General features: G+C 66.7%; 22 protein-coding genes. 3 read left to right on the top strand and 19 right to left on the bottom strand.

The genetic code is table 11. The features are described 5' to 3' along the window. The first annotated feature begins 111 nt into the window (after positions 1 to 111). Positions 112 to 615, top strand: coding sequence for a hypothetical protein (locus LQZ85_RS17770; RefSeq protein ID WP_230101302.1), 504 nt, complete (start codon positions 112 to 114; stop codon positions 613 to 615). Between the two features lie 232 nt (positions 616 to 847). Next, positions 848 to 1,711, top strand: a complete 864-nt coding sequence (locus LQZ85_RS17765) for a tyrosine-type recombinase/integrase (RefSeq protein ID WP_230101301.1) — start codon at positions 848 to 850, stop codon at positions 1,709 to 1,711. On the opposite strand, the gene LQZ85_RS17760 is transcribed toward LQZ85_RS17765, so the two are convergent. From LQZ85_RS17760 to LQZ85_RS17670, 19 genes are all read right to left on the bottom strand, one after another. Continuing rightward, on the bottom strand, positions 1,708 to 1,869 hold the full coding sequence (locus LQZ85_RS17760) for a hypothetical protein (protein WP_230101300.1): 162 nt from the start codon (positions 1,867 to 1,869) through the stop codon (positions 1,708 to 1,710). The genes LQZ85_RS17765 and LQZ85_RS17760 overlap by 4 nt on opposite strands. A gap of 40 nt (positions 1,870 to 1,909) precedes the next feature. Beyond that, entirely contained in the window at positions 1,910 to 2,278 is a 369-nt protein-coding gene (locus LQZ85_RS17755) for a hypothetical protein (RefSeq protein WP_230101299.1), read from the bottom strand. Between the two features lie 20 nt (positions 2,279 to 2,298). Beyond that, positions 2,299 to 3,000, bottom strand: a complete 702-nt coding sequence (locus LQZ85_RS17750; protein ID WP_230101298.1) for a hypothetical protein — start codon at positions 2,998 to 3,000, stop codon at positions 2,299 to 2,301. After that, positions 2,997 to 3,725: a hypothetical protein gene (locus LQZ85_RS17745; RefSeq protein ID WP_230101297.1), complete on the bottom strand. Its 729-nt coding sequence runs from the start codon at positions 3,723 to 3,725 to the stop codon at positions 2,997 to 2,999. Before LQZ85_RS17745 ends, LQZ85_RS17750 begins: the two co-directional genes overlap by 4 nt. A 10-nt stretch (positions 3,726 to 3,735) precedes the next feature. Beyond that, positions 3,736 to 5,313 carry a sialate O-acetylesterase gene (locus LQZ85_RS17740; protein WP_230101296.1) on the bottom strand — a complete coding sequence of 526 codons (1,578 nt, stop codon included), beginning with the start codon at positions 5,311 to 5,313 and terminating at the stop codon, positions 3,736 to 3,738. A gap of 1 nt (position 5,314) precedes the next feature. Beyond that, positions 5,315 to 6,451, bottom strand: a complete 1,137-nt coding sequence (locus LQZ85_RS17735; protein ID WP_230101295.1) for a hypothetical protein — start codon at positions 6,449 to 6,451, stop codon at positions 5,315 to 5,317. Continuing rightward, positions 6,451 to 6,810: a hypothetical protein gene (locus LQZ85_RS17730; RefSeq protein ID WP_230101294.1), complete on the bottom strand. Its 360-nt coding sequence runs from the start codon at positions 6,808 to 6,810 to the stop codon at positions 6,451 to 6,453. Before LQZ85_RS17730 ends, LQZ85_RS17735 begins: the two co-directional genes overlap by 1 nt. Beyond that, positions 6,807 to 7,979, bottom strand: coding sequence for a hypothetical protein (locus LQZ85_RS17725; protein ID WP_230101293.1), 1,173 nt, complete (start codon positions 7,977 to 7,979; stop codon positions 6,807 to 6,809). The genes LQZ85_RS17730 and LQZ85_RS17725 overlap by 4 nt, the downstream gene beginning before the upstream one ends. Further along, complete coding sequence (locus tag LQZ85_RS17720) at positions 7,979 to 8,449, bottom strand: hypothetical protein (protein ID WP_230101292.1); 471 nt, start codon at positions 8,447 to 8,449, stop codon at positions 7,979 to 7,981. Before LQZ85_RS17720 ends, LQZ85_RS17725 begins: the two co-directional genes overlap by 1 nt. 13 nt (positions 8,450 to 8,462) lie before the next feature. After that, positions 8,463 to 8,879, bottom strand: coding sequence for a hypothetical protein (locus tag LQZ85_RS17715; RefSeq protein ID WP_230101291.1), 417 nt, complete (start codon positions 8,877 to 8,879; stop codon positions 8,463 to 8,465). A 4-nt stretch (positions 8,880 to 8,883) separates the two neighbouring features. Further along, positions 8,884 to 9,264 (bottom strand): hypothetical protein, encoded by a 381-nt coding sequence (locus LQZ85_RS17710; RefSeq protein ID WP_230101290.1) that lies wholly within the window; start codon positions 9,262 to 9,264, stop codon positions 8,884 to 8,886. Further along, complete coding sequence (locus LQZ85_RS17705; RefSeq protein WP_230101289.1) at positions 9,254 to 9,592, bottom strand: hypothetical protein; 339 nt, start codon at positions 9,590 to 9,592, stop codon at positions 9,254 to 9,256. Before LQZ85_RS17705 ends, LQZ85_RS17710 begins: the two co-directional genes overlap by 11 nt. Before the next feature lie 30 nt (positions 9,593 to 9,622). Continuing rightward, positions 9,623 to 11,491, bottom strand: a complete 1,869-nt coding sequence (locus LQZ85_RS17700) for a hypothetical protein (RefSeq protein WP_230101288.1) — start codon at positions 11,489 to 11,491, stop codon at positions 9,623 to 9,625. 3 nt (positions 11,492 to 11,494) lie between these two features. Then, positions 11,495 to 12,568 carry a hypothetical protein gene (locus LQZ85_RS17695; RefSeq protein WP_230101287.1) on the bottom strand — a complete coding sequence of 358 codons (1,074 nt, stop codon included), beginning with the start codon at positions 12,566 to 12,568 and terminating at the stop codon, positions 11,495 to 11,497. A 30-nt stretch (positions 12,569 to 12,598) separates the two neighbouring features. Next, complete coding sequence (locus LQZ85_RS17690; protein WP_230101286.1) at positions 12,599 to 12,826, bottom strand: hypothetical protein; 228 nt, start codon at positions 12,824 to 12,826, stop codon at positions 12,599 to 12,601. 8 nt (positions 12,827 to 12,834) lie between these two features. Further along, on the bottom strand, positions 12,835 to 14,403 hold the full coding sequence (locus tag LQZ85_RS17685; protein ID WP_230101285.1) for a hypothetical protein: 1,569 nt from the start codon (positions 14,401 to 14,403) through the stop codon (positions 12,835 to 12,837). Positions 14,404 to 14,498: 95 nt separating this feature from the next. Beyond that, a complete protein-coding gene (locus LQZ85_RS17680) occupies positions 14,499 to 14,828 on the bottom strand; it encodes a hypothetical protein (protein WP_230101284.1) in 330 nt (109 codons plus the stop codon). Further along, positions 14,818 to 15,090: a hypothetical protein gene (locus tag LQZ85_RS17675; RefSeq protein WP_230101283.1), complete on the bottom strand. Its 273-nt coding sequence runs from the start codon at positions 15,088 to 15,090 to the stop codon at positions 14,818 to 14,820. The genes LQZ85_RS17680 and LQZ85_RS17675 overlap by 11 nt, the downstream gene beginning before the upstream one ends. After that, positions 15,087 to 15,398 (bottom strand): hypothetical protein, encoded by a 312-nt coding sequence (locus LQZ85_RS17670; RefSeq protein ID WP_230101282.1) that lies wholly within the window; start codon positions 15,396 to 15,398, stop codon positions 15,087 to 15,089. Before LQZ85_RS17670 ends, LQZ85_RS17675 begins: the two co-directional genes overlap by 4 nt. Positions 15,399 to 15,984: 586 nt before the next feature. On the opposite strand from LQZ85_RS17670, the gene LQZ85_RS17665 reads away from it, so the two are divergent. Continuing rightward, positions 15,985 to 16,286, top strand: a 302-nt coding sequence (locus tag LQZ85_RS17665; protein ID WP_230101281.1) for a helix-turn-helix transcriptional regulator, incomplete at its 3' end; no start/stop codon positions are given.

Below are 16,286 nucleotides of genomic sequence, written 5' to 3'. Positions count from 1 at the left end.
TGATGTGCGCCCGAAGGGACTCGAACCCCTAACCTTCTGGTTGGTAGTCCACGAGCTGCTCGACCTGGACGCTGAGTGGGCTGCGTGGCGCGCCGCAGAAGGCGTCGGCGCATGAACGAGTACGCCGCCACGGTGCTGCGCCCGGTGTGTCCTGAGTGCGGCATGGACGTGTCTGCGCTGCTGCGGTCGATCGATCTCGACTGGCGCGACGAACGGGAGCGGATCACCGGCGAGAACGCTCGAGCAGTCCAGGAGCATCGTGCGAGCGCCCACGTGGTCGCGCCGGCGCTCGGTGATCTGGTCGCCTACTTCCAGCCGTGGCGCGGAATGCTCATCGGCAGCGGCCCGCTGCTCGTGCGAGGCATCCGAGAGTACGACATCAACGAGTACGCCCGTTCGATGGGGCAGACCCACCTCGAGGTCGAGCTGGGAGTGAAGTACTGGCTCGCGGACCCGAGCCGGCCCGGGTCTCAGGGCCAGTGGTCCTGGCCCTCGACCGGCGATATCCGGTCCCCGATCACGTTCGAGATCCTTGCGGAGTATGTCGCACCGATCAAGGCGGCGACGCTGCTCGATCTGCTCGGTGATGAGTGGTGGGACGAGGACGAGCTGTGATCCTCAAACGCCGGCGCGATCTCGCCCGTCTAAGCAAGATCGAACTAATCGATCGCGTGCTCGAGTTGGAGAGCGCAGCGGAATGTTATGGGAAGGATGCCGCATGCGCTCAGGAGCCCGAGCCGGTCGATTTAGGCTTGAAGCAATGATGCGGCTGGGGGGCATGTGTCGTATCGAGAGGACTCCCGCCGTGCTGTGCAGCACCACGTCTAACCCCCCGAAGTCGTAGCGCGTGGCACTCCCACTCTCGGCGTCCTGGACGGACGCCCTCGACGACTACGCCCTAGATCTCCGCGCAGCTAACCGGACGCCGGCGACGATCCGCGCTCGACGCGAGCAGTTGCAGCACCTCGCCCGACGTATCGGCGTCGGCCCGTGGGAGGTCACCGCCGACGCGCTGCTGATCTTCGTGGGCTCGCAGGAGTGGATGCAGGAGACCCGCCGCAACCGCTATGCGTGCTTCCGCGAGTTCTGGCGGTGGGGCAAGCGAACGGGTCGGATCAAGCACAATCCAGCCAAGCGCCTACCTCGCGTGAACGCATCCGCGCCGAACCCGGATCCGGTCCCCGAGCACGTCTACGTCGAGTCGATGCGCCGAGCGGACGATCGGACGTCGCTCATCATGCGACTAGCCCACGACGCCGGCCTGAGGCGCGGCGAGATCGCACAGATTCACTCAGATGACCTGAGGCCCGATCTGCTCGGCTGGTCGCTCCTAGTGCACGGGAAAGGCCGCAAGCTGCGGATCGTGCCGCTGACGCCGCGCCTCGCGCTAGACCTACGGGCGCTGCCTGAGGGCTTCGCGTTTCCAGGAGCGATCGACGGGCACCTGTCGCCGAGGCGCGTCTATGAGCTGGTCGACGACGTCATGCCGAACCCGTGGACGTTGCACAACCTGCGCCACTCATTCGCGACGAACGCGCACGAGGCATCTAACGGCGACGTCCTCACGCTGCGCAATCTGATGGGCCACGCATCCGCCGACACGACCGGTCGCTACGTGCGCCTGTCGGACGCACGAGGCCGCAGCGTCGTCTATGCGGCTGCGGGCCTCGCGCCTCCTGAGAGGCCGGCTGCGCACCTCGTGGCGGTCTAGTCCTCGAGCTGAAGTTGCAGCCGCGAGCGTTCGACCGTCCATGCGCTGCCGGCTTCGGAGTACGGGCACGCCGCGTTGGAGCAACGGTCAGGCAGCGGCACGCCGTCGACGGTCACGTAGACGAGTTCTGATCCGTCGTATGCGCACACAAGGTCCATGACGCCCAATCTAGCGTGCGTCATGGACCTTGTGGAAGGACTAGAGGGTGTCCTCGCCCTCACGCTCCTCGCGGAGCTGCGCACGCGTGACGATCGGCACGGCGTCCGTCTCGACCTGGCGCAGCACGTGGGGCGCGTGCTCGGCGAGGGCTGCGCGGTAGGTCGCGATCTCGTCATCCTTGCGGGAGAGCGTGCCGTTGGTGTTCTTCTTGATGGTCTGGATCTCCTTGCCCTGCTGCCCCTGCATGTAGGCCAGGCCGCCGAAGCCGCCGAGCAGCATGAGCAGCTGGAAAACGAAGTCGATGAACGTCGCGCTCGCATCCGGGCGGACGAGCTGGAGGGCGATGACGCCGACGAGCCCGAGGCCGGCGAGCACGGCGATGACGATGAAGGTGGTCTGCTTGTTCATGTGATTTTCTCCGGTCTGGGTTACTTGGTCTTGCGGTCTCTGTGCAGCCGGCGGATCTTCGCCAGCTCGGCACGGGGGAAGGTCGGGATGAGGTCGGGAATGGGTCCGCCGGCGACCGCCGGCCGCGCCTGGAAGTAGGCGACCGAGATCAGCTCGCGCGAGTATCCGATCAGCTCGAACACTTCGCCGCTCTCGGTTCCGAAGTAGATCCGGCCGGAGCTGGGGTCGTCCCCGTTTTTCTCAACGATGTTCCAGATGTCGGGTGATCCTGCCATGTCCAATTCCTCTCGTGTGATGGTCGCGCCGCCCGCGGGCGCGGGGTCAAATCGGTGGTTGTCGAGGTGTTCGAAGTGCTCGCCGTGCCAGGGTTCGTCCTTCGTGGGGTTGCCGGGATAGCGCGCCGTCTGTCGCCAGCCGTTATCCCGCCACACGGCAGCGGCTCGCGGGTCGTACCAGTCGTCACTGTCGGCGGCGTCGCCCTGGCAGTGCACGGACTCGTCAGCACCGAGCGCGAACGGGGCTTTCGGTGCCCACGGACCGCCGTTCAGGTAGCGCTCATAGTCGAGCCACTTTCGGCGGTTCTCGTTCGCCTTCTCGGGCGATCGGCCGGCCTCATTGATATCGGCCGGCCGGCCCAGCTGGCGATCGATGCGGAAGATGGATGCCGCCGCTGTCGGGCTCGCCCAGCCGCGCCCGTGACCGAGATCGATCTGCTCGGTCATGACAGGAACGAGTAGTGCTCGCGCATGGCTGCGTCGAACGCGGTGAAGTCGGGCGTGAGGAGCTGCGCGTTGTAGACGTCGATCTCGAAGATGCTGCCGAGCCAGGCGGATCCGGACCCGGAGGAGCCGACGAAGAACCGAGTGAAGCCGGCGATGTCGCCCGCGCCGACGGCGAACGACACGCCGTTGAGCATGGCGACCGCGCCGGCGGCTCGCTGCGAGAAACCGAAGGTGAAGAAGTCGCCGGGGTTGATCGTGCCGGCGGACTTCGCCGTGACGTCGGCTGTGCCGAGGCGGTCGAAGATGACCCGACTGTCGACGTCTTTCGAGATGCGGCCGTCCGTCGGCGAGACGCTCGAGGCCATTGCAAACAGGCCGTATCGGGTCGCGGCGAGAGCTGCGGGCGAGAGCCGGGCGACGCCGACGACGGATCCGCGAGACGACGGCAGCGGTGCGCCGGCGGGGATCGAGAGCGAGTTCGTGCCGGCGAGCTCGACGGCCTTGTAGCCGGCGACGTTGACGATCGTCGCGCCGCCGCCCGTGAGGGTGCCGGCGCCGTTCTTCTCGCGCCACGAGGCGACCGGCGTGCCGGCGGCGCCGGCGAGATCCTGCGCGAGCCAGCGATAGGGGATCTCGCCGCCGGGGATCTCGATGCCGGTTCCGTGCACGTAGACGGGCAGGGTGGAGTCAGTGAAGGGTCGTGCTGCTTTGATGAAGATGGTCATGTCGGCCTCCTTAGCCGTTCACAAGTGCGGGCATGGTTGCGCCCACGGAGTTCTCGACGGTGATGCGGAATGCAACCGCCGTTGACGCAGGGACAGTTGCTGCGGCCCGTGAGCCGTGCATCGTGTCGATCGACGCGAGAGCCCAAGTCGCGTTGTCCTTCTCGTCAGGCTCGAGGTCGTGGTAATCCGTGGAGTACTCCACGCGCAGCTCGTCGACGTGACAGAGCGGACGATCCCACTCGACGGTTGCCGTACTCCCGTTGCGCGTGACGCGACTGTTGAGAGGCGAGACGGGCTCGTTGGTCGAGAGATTCGCGAGGGCTTCCATGAGGCCCTCGCGCGCCATGCGGCCGGCGCGGTCGATCTGCCCCGCGTAGGAGTAGTGGACGGTCTGGCTGTATCGGTGGCCGTTCGCCGGACCCCACACGAACCCGACACGCTCGAGCCGCCGAGGCGTGTCAGCGAGCGCTCGGGCGATCTGCTCGAAGCCCTCGTGATCGGTGTGCATCTCGGGCGTCATGGATCCGACGATGACCGGCAGTGCGGGGTAGCCCACGGCCGCGCGGAATGCCGCGATGAGGTCGTCCAGCTTCGCCGCGTACTGCTCCTGAGTCATCCCGCCGTCGGCTTCGCCCTGAGACCAGAGCATCGCGATCAGGCGCGATCCGGGACCGGCAGCGGCCAGCGCGGCGAGCGTCATGGACACGGCCATCGCGAACCGGTTGCGGGTATCGGCGGTCAGCGTCCGGTCCCACGTGCCGTTGAAGTGGTAGCGGTACCCCTCCGGCGGAGGGTTGATGCTCGTGGTACCGAAGCCCAGCGATCCGACCGCCGCCTGAACGATGAGCACGCGCCGGCCGGTCTGCGAGGCGTGCTTCGCGTAGGCGCGGATGAACTCAGAGCCGAGGTTCACTTGACTCTCGCCGAGAGGAACGATCTGACCGTTCTCCCATGCCCACAGGAGCGAATCCTGGCCTCGGAAATTGGCGAGCTCGAGATACGACGCGATCATCCCGTTCGACTGGCCACAGACGACGCCGATGTCCATGCCGCCGCCCGTGCCGCCGCGCACGTAGTTCGCGATGAACTCGAGCGTTTCAGGGATGAAGTGTCCCTTCTCGTCGACGGTGTTGTGGGACATGCGTTCGCCGTCCCAGTAGCTGAAGCCGATCCCGGATCCGGCTGCGCGGCGCGTGATGGTGTCGTCATCGTCGCCGATGCCGAGAGTGTCGATGGTCGCAAGTGGCATGTACTGGCCTCCGGTGTCAGCTTTCATGGCGCGAGATACGCGCCCGATCGAGTCGGTCTCCGCGATCAGGTATCGCGGGTCGTCGGGGAACTGGCCCTCTTCGGGGATGCCGGGATCGCCGAACTGCACGATGTCGAGTAGAGCGACGATCGCCTCGACTGCGGTCACGGCCGCCTCCTCGACGGTGGGAGCCGCTGCGAGCTCGGCGATCACGCGCTTGCGGATGCCGGCGGGAAGGGAGAGCGTGAGCTTGTTGAGCAGCTCGGAGACGCCCGCGCCGGGGTCGGCGGCGTCGGCCTCCTCGTGCATCCAGAAACCGTCCGGGTTGTAGTAGCCCATGTCAGGCAACCTCTCTGAGAGTGATGGTCATTTGGTCGGCGGCGAGACGCCAGGTCACGGACGCAACGCGCCCCGTTCGGGTGCCAGTCGCGGTGGTCGCGATGACGGTCTCGCCAGGCGTGATGATCGGCTCGGATACGGCCGTGATGGTGACGGCCTTTCCGCGCGGTCGGAGCTGCGCGAGCATCCGGGCAGCTCGTCCGGGTCCGGGGTACGGCGTCTCGTAGCGGACGATCTTCGCTTTCTCGGGGTTCGGTGCGCCGGGATATGCGATGTCGTACTGCGTGACGCCGGCCCACGTGTAGACGAGCATCACGGCTGTGACCCATCCGACGTCTCGGGATCTGACTTCGGTCATGTTGACGATCGTTCGGTCGGATCCGAGCGAGGTGAGCGACCTCGAGGCAGACCGGTTCCGGCTCGAGGCGAGTCGCCAGAGGCCGGCCTCGTCGCACCACGCGATGAGATCGTGCTTGCGCGTGATCTGTTGGAGCCACTCGAGCGCGGACTGACCGGGCGTGCGCAGCGCCTCGTCGCCGATCTGCGCGTCTGTCGGGACGCTCGATGGGTAGGACGCGAGGCCGGCCGGAAAGCCCGCGAGAGCGAGCATGTGGTTGATCTTGGCGACGAGGTTCGCGCCGGGCTCGCGATCGGGGTTCGGTCCCATGTGGTCCCAGTCCGTGAGTCGCGCCTCTCCCGAAGCGAGCTTGAGCGTCATCGTCGCTGCGGCGTGGTCGACGCGCACCTCGCGCAGCATGAGCCGGAAGGTGCGCAGCTCGTCGTGACGCGCAGCGCCGGGCGTCTCGTAGTCGTGGTAGAGGCTGCGGGTGATCGCCGCGATGGTGCGGCCGGCGAATTCGGTGGTGATCGCGGCGAGCGTCTTGCCGGCGTAGCGCAGCGAGACGTCTCGGATGCGGTCGGTGCGGCCGTGTGAGCGGGTGACTGTGAGCGTTACCCAGATGTCTGCGGCCTGCGGGTCGAGGTCGTCGACTTCGGGCGTGTATGGGCACGTGACGTCGCCCTGGATGTACGGGATCCATTCGTCGCTCATCGAGATCTGACCGTCGAGCACGGGAAGGTCGATCGGCGGCTCGCCGGCGATCGCGACTCGAGTGGTGTGCTGCGTCAGGCCGGCCATTAGTTGACCGCCTCGTAGTCGACGTAGACGGTCCAGATCTTCGCGGCGTCCTCGTGCTGCGAGACCCTGAGGCCGCGCACGATGATGCGGCTGGGAAGGTCGTCCGAGTCCGTGCTGACGATCGTGTAGACGGCCGCTGCGGTGAGACGGTCCTTCGCCTGGTGCGCGCGAGCGGACGTCGCGAATAGCAGCTCGAGCGTGCCGGTCTGCGGGCGTGCCGGCCGCATCGTGTGAACGGGAGGACCGTCGAGGATCTCGTGCGTGATCGTGCGGCTGACGATCTCGGCGTCGCCGGATCCGACGACGGTGAAATCGGGCTGGATCGGCGTGCCGCCGGCGTAGGAAAGTGTGGTGCTCATTCGAAGGGCACTCCTGATTCGACGTCGAATCGGCCGGCGATCCGGATGGTGCGGCCGTTGTTCCGGATGATCCAGTTGTCGAGGTCTCGATCCGCTGCCGATGCGTCGAACTGCGCGCGGGTCGTCACGGTCTCGGGGACACCGTCGAGGTCGCCCTTGAAGCCGTCGACGTTGGTCGTCGCCTGCTGCGTCTCGGCGTTGATGAGCACCTGAGTCTGATCGGGCAGGGTGTAGAGCTTGTTGCCAAGCTCGTCGACCTCGACAGTCGCGCTGCCGGCGTCGTCGATCATGGCTTTCAGCGAGTCGCTGTAGAGCTGCGCACGCTGCGTCGCGGTGTCCTGCCGATCGGAGTACACCTCGAGCGCGTTGCTCTGATCGATGACGGCGCGGCGCTCCTCCTGAATCTCGATGATCCGCTGCGCGCTGAGTTCGGTGCCGGTGTTCATCTTGTCGTTCACAACCGCCTGTCGGTCGGCGAGGATGCCCTGCGCGCCGGCGAGAGCGTTCGCGTCGCCGGCGACGATGCGGACCGCCTCAGCGAGATCGATACCGATGGTCTCGGCGAGCTTGGTCGCCTCCTCGCGCAGCTCCTTGTCGGTGACGACTTGACTCACCCGAGCCGCTGCGTCGATCGTCGAGAGCACGGTGGTGCCGGCCTCGATGTATGCGCCGGCGAGTTCGCTCGCCCGCTCCTCAGATTTTTCGGCTGCGGCGTTGATGTTGTCGATCGCGCCGACGATCAGGCCGAGCCCGGCAGCGCCGGCAGCGGTCGCAGCGAGGCCGGCGATGCCGCCGATCGCGCCCGAGCCGGCGAGCCCGCCGAGCGTGTCTTGCGCGATCTGCGGGAGGTCCTCGAGGTCGCCGCGGAATGACGAGAATGTCTCGCCGAGGTTCTGGCGCAGCTCGCCCGATACCTCACTGCCGGCGTCGCTCAGCTTGCGGAAGCTGTTGCCGCCTCGCGTGCCGATGTCGTCGATCGCGTCCTCGGTGCGGCCGGCCTGTCGCTGGACGTCGCGCAGCGAGTCCTCGAGGCGGTCGAGATCGCGAGCGCGGCCGGCGTCCTCGACGGCGTCCTCGAGCTTGCCGATTGCGGTCTCGGCATCCTTCGCGCCCTTCGCGACGTCGGAGGCATTGAGACCCATATCGATCTCGAAGCGCTTGCTTGCCACTAGCGGATGCCTTTCTCGATGGTTTCGGCGACGGAGCGATAGGCGGTCTGGACGTAGAGCGCGCCGGCGCGGGGGATCATTTCGGCGACTGCGGGGATGACGACGCGGCCGGCCTTGACGAAGTGGTGGAACTGGCGCTGCGTGCGTCGGGTGACGGATCCGCGCCGGGAGTTGTAGGTGTTGTAGTCCTCGCGGTACGCGCCGAATTCGGTCTCGCGCGGGAACATGCCGGCCCGGTTGGATCCGGCGATGAGCTTGACGCCCCGATCGGAGACGTAGGCGGTCGACGGATTCACGAGGCGTTCGTGGAAGACCCGATCGGGTGCACGCTCCGCGAGAGCTTTCTTCCACTCAGGGACGATGACGGCCTTGGTCTGCTGCCGAATGTCTTTCGCGACGTTCCGGGGAATCGTCGCCATGACCTGGACGAGCGCGGTCAGCTCAGGGCTGCGGCGAACGTCCAGGCGCATGACGACTCTCCGCTCAGCCGGCCGCTGCGGCGACGCGCCTCGGCTTGCCGACGACGCCGAGCGTGACGGACGACGTCGCCACGGCGTTGATCTGACCGCCGATGGATCCGGGGACGATGAACACGTCGACCTCGAAGCCGGGACCGCCGGCCTCGGGACGGAATGTCATGGTGACCTGCTCGCCCTCGTGGTCGAACAGATAGGCAGACAGACTGTTGGGCGTGTCCCAGTCCTGCGCGTAGTCGAGCTGCGCGGCCCAGGTGGTCGAGGTGGGGAACGTGAAGGATGCTTCGGGATCCATTCCGTTCCACGAGACGGAGCCCGTGGTCGGCGTCAGGGTGACGCCGGAAACGTGCTTCGCGTAGTCGTCGGCGGCGACGGTGCAGAGCACGTTCCGCAGGACGATCGGCTTGACATCGATCTTGGACATTTGGTTACTCCTCAGTGGGCTTGGTGATGACGGTGAGGGTGAGACGCCAGCCGAAGTAGGCATCCCAGAAGACGGTCTTGCTTGCGCGGATCCCGTAGAAGGTGTTGCCGGCGAGAGCGGCCTCGTACAGCTCGGCGATGCTCTCGTCGGCGTCGGCCTCGCCTTTGCGGACGTCGGTCTTATTCGTGACGATGCAGACGTCGACGGTCGCGGCGATCTTCGCCGGCGCTTCGGGCAGCGGCTCGAGCGCCGTGTACTCGAGCCACAGGAGAGGGCTCGAGAGCGAGTGCATGCGCGAGGGGATCCCCTCCTCGACTTTCCAGTCGGCCGGGAGGTTCGGGCGCAGCGTCTCGAGCACGTAGCCGCGCACGGTGTCAGAGGACATGGAGCTTTCCGTCCGTCGGGCGGATGATGCCGCGGATGGTCTTGTCGAGCGGGCGCGGCGTGAACGTGAACTGTTCGATGCCGCCCTCGCCGCCGCTTGAGACCCGGCCGGCGTTCCACAGGTTGGTGGCCTGTTGGAGCTGCGCGTAAACCCAGCGCGCCGGCACGGGCTCGCCGTCGGGGAGGACAGGAGCGTAGGCGATGATCTGATCGCGCGCGGTCTCGAGGATCATTCCGCAGAGTTCCTCGTTCTCGACGGGTGCGTCGGACCAGGCAGCGCTGATGCGCTCCTGATCCTCAGCGGTCTCGACGCTGTACCAATTGGCCATGCTTACGCTCCTGCCCTACTCAGCCGGCCGTCAGACCAGGCGTACCCAGGTCACGCCGCCGTCGACGACGGTGGCCCCGACAGCGGGAGCCTCGGGCACTGCGCCTCCGGTCTTGCCGGCGACGACGGCCTGGTAGATGACCGCGCCGGCCTTCGCCAGCTCGCCCGCCTCGTAGTCGGTGGCGTTCGCTCGAGCGTCCGCGACGCCGATGTGCACGACCGCCTCCGGTCGCACGATGAACACCTGCAGGTATCCGTGGATCGCACGGTCGACGCCGCCCTTCGCGAGCTCGAGAGCGTCGATCCGCAGCGGTCCGCCGGGCAGCTCGTCGAACTGCACGGACTTGCCGTCGCCGACGATGACGCTCGGCGTCGAGGTGATGCCGGTGTCTCCCACGACGAGCACGAGGCCGTCGCCGGATCCTTCCCAGTCGGTCGAAGCGGTGAACTTGACGAACTCGGGGATCTGATCCTTCGGGGTGTGAATCAGCTCCTCAAACGCGAGTTCGTTCGCGATGATGAAGGTGGGCTTGTCGCGGCGCTTGTCGGACTTCTTGGCCTTGACGGCGAGGATGCCCTGGATGACCATGCCGAGCGCGGTCGGGTAGGAGTGCCCCTCGACGTCGGGGTACGCCTTGGGTGCGATCGGTGCGCCGGCGACGGCGCGCCACGTCTCGAGGGCCTTCTGGTCGGACCAGATCAGGTGGTCCTCGAGCACGAGGACGAAGAATGCTTCGATCGCTTCCTCAGCGCCGGGGAGGTCGAAGAATTCGCGGGCGATGTCCGCGCCGAATGCCCACTTGAGGAGCGAGGACGACTGCGACTTGGTGAAGCCGACGCCGGATGCGATCGGGGTCTTGTTGCCGGCCCACTGCTCGCCGAGGTGGTTGACGGGCGCGTCGGCCTTGCCACGGTGCAGGGTGTAGCCCTGCTTTCCGCCGAAGGTGATCGCGGTGCCGAGCGTGCCGAGCACGATGTACTCACGCTCGTAGGGGATGCCCTGGTAGAGCTGTCCGAGCCAGTTGGGGCGAGCAACCTCGCCGCCGGCGGCGAGGTCCTCGGTGATGTCCTGCAGCGCGGCGAGGACGCCCTCAGCGTCGGCGACGGCCTGACCCGAGAGGAGCGGCGTGCGGACGGCCGCGAATGCGGCCATGACCTCAGCGGCGCTCGGAGCGGTAGAGGTGGCAGCGGTCTCGGTGGGTGCTCCGTTGCGCTGGGTGGCGGGTACTGCGGATGCGGTCACTTCGTTCTCCTGTTCGGTCTCGACTTCGGCAGCCGCCTCGGTCTCTTCCTCGGTGATGGTGGTGGTGATGGTGGTCTCGGTGCCGTTGTCGGTCGCGGCTTCGGTGGTGACGGAGTCGTAGACGCGCCGGTAGGTGCGCCCGTCGGGGTCGGTGTAGACGGCCTCGGAGTGGTCCTCGGAGACCGTGGCGGTGTCGCCGGCCTCGAGGACGGTTGCCTCGTCGTCGATCTCGGCGTCGGCTGCGAGAACCTGTGCGGACGGGAACGCGCCGCGCGGGACCTTCGCGGCTGCGGCGAGGACGCCGCCGGTCGCGCGGCCGTTGCGGATGCCGGTCTTGAATTCGGCGGACAGGCAGCGCCGGCCGGTATCGGCGAGAGCTGCGTCGCCGGCTGCGGTGCGTCCGATCTGGAAGGTGGCCATGATGCCGGCTGCGGTCTCCCAGAGCCGCGTCGCGCGGCCGATGGGCTGGTAGCGGTCGTGATCGACGTTGAGGGATACGACGGAGGGATCTTCGGGGATCGCGATGTCGCCGGCCATGACGGAGAATCGGCCGACGTTCGTGCGGCCCTCCTCGCCGTAGGGCAGCAGCAGTCCGGTCAGGGTGCGATCGTTGAGGTTGGCGAGTACTTCGCCGCCCTCGATCTGAATGTCAGGCATGTTCTAGTCCTCACTCGTGGGTGTCGTGTTGGGTGCGGGGACGGCCTGCATGGAGGTCAGGTCGCCACGGATGCTGAAGCCGGGATCGCAGATGTCGTCGAGGGACATGCGCGCCTCGAAGGCCATGAGCATGCGCTTGGCCTGACCGAAGTCCCACAGCTCGGAGCGCGTCGCGCCGTTCTGGACGCCGGTGTAGGTGATCTCGCTGCCGCCGCCGCCCTGCTTCGCGCCCTCGAGGATGGAGGCCGGCAGCGCGACGTGGTTCGCGACGTCGAGACGCACAGCGTTGCGGCCGGTCTCGTAGAGGTCGGTCTGCACGGTGCCGGGCATATCGACGTGGATCCACGACGGTTTCATCGCGGTCGAGTTCTTGCGCCGGCCTTCGTTCCACTCGTCGCGCAGCGCGGCGCGCTCCTCGGGCGACGATCCGTCCCATCGGTCTTGGTCGAGAGTGAGGACGGTGAGCGGGATCGGGTTCTCGAGGCGGTCCTGGTATGCGGCCTCGACGTTGCGGGCCTGGCGGATGGTGTCGATCCCGTCGACGAGGAGTCCGTTCTCGCCGTATCCGAGCGGCACGGCGACGAGGTGAGCCTTGTACGCGGAAGGGATCTCGTCGGACTCGACGCGGACGATCCCGGTCTTCGGGTCCATCTTCCACATGCCATGCGGAATGTGGAGGCAGTCGCTGCGGTCGTCGGTGAAGCCGAAGCACGCCCAGCCGTGGAAGAACCAATCGGAGGCCGCGCCGAACATGCGGTGATACGGCGCGACGCCGGATGCGCTGTCGGTGAGCCATTCGGGCTGCTCGTCGGTGCGGGCGTCGCCGTCCATCTGGAAGAGCGGGATGCCGGCGAGCTGCGCGCAGATGATGCCGTGCGCACGTTTGACGCCGGGGACGCGGAGTGCGATCTCGCGGGTGATGCGCGCGGTCTGCTTGCCGAGGATCTCGCCGAGCGCGTCGTCGACGGCGATCGTCTCGAGCCCGGTCTGAGGAGACCACGGCGAGACGATCGGCAGCGTGACCGCTGCCGGCGGCGTCGCGTACGCGGCGTTGATTCTCTTCTTGAAGATTCCCACGTGTTTGACCCTCTCTGTCGTTTCGTACGTTCAGTGACTCGCCGGCGGCGTGACACGCCGGCGCAGCTTGCGTAGCCGGCGCGCTTCGCGGTGGCGGTTGTCCATCGCGTGCTCGCGCTCCTCGTGAGCGCACGCGGCGTCGCGAGCGTCGTCGAGGTGGAAGCGGCATGCGCGATACCACTCGTGGTCGGCGCAGTGAATGACGATGAGCGCGTCGGACTTGTCGAGGCGGATCGGGCTCGTGGTGTCGGTGGTCATGGCGGTTCCTAACCGAATGAGAGAGCGCCGGCGAGACCTTCGGGCACGTGGGCGTCGGGTGCGAATTGGAGAGCGAGCGTGCACGCCTCGAGAGGCGTGATGTCGGCGTCTGGCTGGTCTTTTGGCCGTCCGAGCCCGAAGCCGCCATAGGTGCCGATCGCGCGCTTGGTCGCGATGCTCGCGGCTCGGTCGAGCCGCTCGGAAGGCCAGTGCGCAAGCTCGTTCGCCTCGAGGAGCTTGAGGAGCTTCGTCGCGCCCTGGCGGACGTCGGCGGTCTTAGCCGGCTCGAATGCCGGGCGCGGTGTCGCGCGCATGAGCTGCTCGATCTCGACCGCTGCGGACTGGCTCGCGCTGTCGTAGATGATCGGGACACGGTGCTTTCGAGCGAGGAGCAGTACGCGCTGCCAGAATCCCTTGACGCCCTGCTGATGGTGCAAGAGGCCGATCGCGGTGCGCTGCTCGAGCGGAGCGCCGGCGTCGTGCAGCGCGTGCGCGACGAGGTCAGCCGGCTCGAGGTCGCACTGCCATGCGACGCCGACGGATGCCCAGAGCCCGTCCGGGTGAATGGCGATCGCGAGCGAGAACTTGCCGGGGTTGTCGGGAGTCGCGCCCTCGATGGTGGTCTTCTCCCAGAGAGCCGGCGAGACGAGCGTGGTCGCGGTGCCCTCGTCGCCGAAGATCCCGAGATACTCGAAGATGAACTTTGCTCGGGGCTGTAGACGGAAGTTACGTTCGACCGCCTCGAGTGTCGTGAGGTTGCCGATGCCCGGGTGATGACGCTCGACCAGCTCGCGCACGTTGGCGAACGGGTTCGCCTCGGTGGGTTCCCAGTCGGCGAGCTGCTCCTCGGTGGTCGAGTCGGGCGCGTTGTAGCGGAGGATGCCGGCGCCGAGCTCGGCGGCTTTCGCAAACAGCACTTCGTAGAGAAGGTTGCCGGTTCGGATCTTGTCTGCGGTGCCGGCGACGATGAACTGACCGCCGGTCGTGTCGAACGTCGGCGGGATCGCGGCGAGGAGATCCTCAGTCATGTCGGGCTTCGCGCGACCGGACTCGTCAATGAAAACGGCGTCATAGGCGGATGCTCGGAAGTTGTCGCCGATCGGCGCGTGCACGGAGAACACCGAACGGTTAGGGAACGTGATGGACTCCGCGCCGGCCTGCCTCGAGACCTTTACCGGGCGATCACGCTTCTCGGGATATGCAGCCTCGATCACGTCGAGCACCTCTTTGCCGAACTTCTCGCGAGCCTTGAGGCCGGTCGTCGCGAGCGTGAACGCAGAGTTCTGCCGTGGCCGGCACGCGCAGCGCCCGATGACCACGGCGAGGATGGTCGCCGTCTTGGTCGATCGACGCGGCATGATGACGGCGTTGATGGTGTGGCCGACCGCGAGCATGTCCACGACGAGGAGCTGCTGCGGCTTCGGGTCTTGGACCTCGCCGGCTCGGTCGACGAGTAGGCCCATGATCTGCATGCCGGTCAGGAACTCGCGGCGATCGCGCTCGGTGGTGCGGAGACCAGTGACCCCGTCGGGTGTCAGCGCGGTATCGCGGTGCGCGATCCACGCGGCTTCGTCCATGAGCCAGTGGTGCTCAAGATCGGGGAAAAATACTGCTGTAGAGCCGAAGGCGGGGGTTGCACGTGACATCTAAAAAAACCTGGCCAGACTGTGATTCACCACGACAGGATGCCGGTCTTGGTGACGGTTGATGAGCGGGGAGTCGTGGGTGTAGCCGGCCGGCGTCGAGCTGCGCCGAGCTTGCCGCCGTCGGCTCGGTTGCCGATGCATCGCGTGGTCTTGTAGCGATGCTCGGGTCCGAGGTTGTCGAGGCCAGGCCCGCCGTCGGGATCGAAGTGCCCGACGTCGAAGCGCTGCTCGGGATCTATCTCGAAGCCGCAGCGCCAGCACCTGACCTCCTGCCCCGAGCGTCGCGCCGCTGCCACGCGCTGCCGCACGATGCGCGCGTTGCGCAGGTACTCGGGGTCTCGGTGCTTAGCCGTCACGGTCTATGTCCCCGGTGAGGTGGTTGACATGGATGCCGGTGTGCTCGAAGGATCGAGTGCAGATCACCCATAGCCCGCTGTCCTCGCCGAGCCAGAGCGCAGGACAGAGGCCGTGGTCGTAAATGCGATCGTGCAGCGCCGCGGCGAGAGAGGCCTCGACGATGAGTGCGCGCCGCCTCGCGTTGATCCCGAGCGAGAGCCAGATGCCGACGATGATCGTGAGCGCGACGAGGAATGCGAGCGGCTCGACGTTGTCGGTCATGCGTGGACACCACGGATGCGGGCCTCGATGCGGACGGCGTCGAGGTGTGCGTCGATGATCGACAGGCCGGCCGACACGAATGCTTCGGCCGCGTCGATGTAGTTCTCTCCGTCGATGCCGAGCTGATCTTCGGCGGTGTCGAGGCACAGAGCTACGTCGATGAGCTGCTCGGCGATCCGATCACATCCGACCTTGAATGCGAACGCAGCGCGCTTGAGGCTTTCGCGAGTGAGGTCGATCAGGTCTTTGTGGGCTCGCTCGATGCGGGCCTCGTCGTCGAGGATCGCGAGGAGTGCGGGAGATGTCATCGGGGTTCCTTGGGTTCGTAGGTGGGACCGAGGATTGCTCGGATTGCGGTTCGGTCGAGCGGCTTCGGCAGGTCACGTTCACTGCGTCCGTCGTCTCGGTGGTGGCCGCAGGTGCACCAGCCCGATTCGAGGTAGGTGTGTTCCATCTCGTCCTGCTTCGGTGGTGAGTGGTTGAGGGAGTACTGGCCCCCTCCACAACGGGAAGGGACCACTGATCTCGTTGCTTCGGCGGAGCCGGGCGTCGGTCGATCACTGGGCGCGTCTCTCGACAGCGCTACTGACAGGCGTGTGAGATCGGGGAGCCATATGGGAAGGTCTCGCGCCCGGTCGTACCACTAACCGCGAGGCCCCGATCTCTCGGGCGGCATCTTGTTCGATTTCGCGGAGCGCCTCCCGCGTGTCCCGCCCGATCGTGGCGTCGCGTCCTGCTTTGTGGTCTCCCCTACGACGGGGAGCATGGTGGTGGTCGCGTGCGTGGTGTCGCATTCTTGTGCATGAGTCACAGATTTATCCACAGTGTGCATAACCTTGTGGATTGTGTGCGGCGTGTCGCGCTTTTGGGCGCGGGATCGCTAAAGTGGGATCCATGACACTCATGGACAACCCCACGTGGACGCTCGAGGTACGGCTGCGCAAGTCGCGCATCATGGCTGACCTCGAGCAAGCTCAGATCGCAGAGGCGATCGGCGTCTCGCGCAACACGGTGAGCAACTGGGAGACAGGCCGCTCAGAGCCGAGCGCGACGTTCTTCGTGCGGTGGGCTCAGGCGACCGGCGTAACGCTCGATTGGCTCGCTGAGGGCCTTAACGCAGGAAGCCCCGCCGCTAGTGCGACGGGGCTTCCCGGTGGTGATGTGCGCCCGAAGGGACTCGAACCCCTAACCTTCTG

The sequence above is a fragment of the Microbacterium sp. Bi98 genome (assembly GCF_918698045.1).
Taxonomy (GTDB): Bacteria; Actinomycetota; Actinomycetes; order Actinomycetales; family Microbacteriaceae; genus Microbacterium.
Note: the sequence above shows the minus strand (reverse complement) of the source record. Positions and strands in the feature narration are given on the sequence as shown.

Coding starts and splice junctions, on each gene's coding strand:
- LQZ85_RS17770 (WP_230101302.1), top strand. CDS start 112: ATGAACGAGTACGCCGCCACGGTGCTGCGCCCGGTGTGTCCTGAGTGC.
- LQZ85_RS17760 (WP_230101300.1), bottom strand. CDS start 1,869: ATGGACCTTGTGTGCGCATACGACGGATCAGAACTCGTCTACGTGACC.
- LQZ85_RS17755 (WP_230101299.1), bottom strand. CDS start 2,278: ATGAACAAGCAGACCACCTTCATCGTCATCGCCGTGCTCGCCGGCCTC.
- LQZ85_RS17750 (WP_230101298.1), bottom strand. CDS start 3,000: ATGACCGAGCAGATCGATCTCGGTCACGGGCGCGGCTGGGCGAGCCCG.
- LQZ85_RS17745 (WP_230101297.1), bottom strand. CDS start 3,725: ATGACCATCTTCATCAAAGCAGCACGACCCTTCACTGACTCCACCCTG.
- LQZ85_RS17740 (WP_230101296.1), bottom strand. CDS start 5,313: ATGGGCTACTACAACCCGGACGGTTTCTGGATGCACGAGGAGGCCGAC.
- LQZ85_RS17735 (WP_230101295.1), bottom strand. CDS start 6,451: ATGGCCGGCCTGACGCAGCACACCACTCGAGTCGCGATCGCCGGCGAG.
- LQZ85_RS17730 (WP_230101294.1), bottom strand. CDS start 6,810: ATGAGCACCACACTTTCCTACGCCGGCGGCACGCCGATCCAGCCCGAT.
- LQZ85_RS17720 (WP_230101292.1), bottom strand. CDS start 8,449: ATGCGCCTGGACGTTCGCCGCAGCCCTGAGCTGACCGCGCTCGTCCAG.
- LQZ85_RS17715 (WP_230101291.1), bottom strand. CDS start 8,879: ATGTCCAAGATCGATGTCAAGCCGATCGTCCTGCGGAACGTGCTCTGC.
- LQZ85_RS17710 (WP_230101290.1), bottom strand. CDS start 9,264: ATGTCCTCTGACACCGTGCGCGGCTACGTGCTCGAGACGCTGCGCCCG.
- LQZ85_RS17705 (WP_230101289.1), bottom strand. CDS start 9,592: ATGGCCAATTGGTACAGCGTCGAGACCGCTGAGGATCAGGAGCGCATC.
- LQZ85_RS17700 (WP_230101288.1), bottom strand. CDS start 11,491: ATGCCTGACATTCAGATCGAGGGCGGCGAAGTACTCGCCAACCTCAAC.
- LQZ85_RS17690 (WP_230101286.1), bottom strand. CDS start 12,826: ATGACCACCGACACCACGAGCCCGATCCGCCTCGACAAGTCCGACGCG.
- LQZ85_RS17685 (WP_230101285.1), bottom strand. CDS start 14,403: ATGGACGAAGCCGCGTGGATCGCGCACCGCGATACCGCGCTGACACCC.
- LQZ85_RS17675 (WP_230101283.1), bottom strand. CDS start 15,090: ATGACCGACAACGTCGAGCCGCTCGCATTCCTCGTCGCGCTCACGATC.
- LQZ85_RS17670 (WP_230101282.1), bottom strand. CDS start 15,398: ATGACATCTCCCGCACTCCTCGCGATCCTCGACGACGAGGCCCGCATC.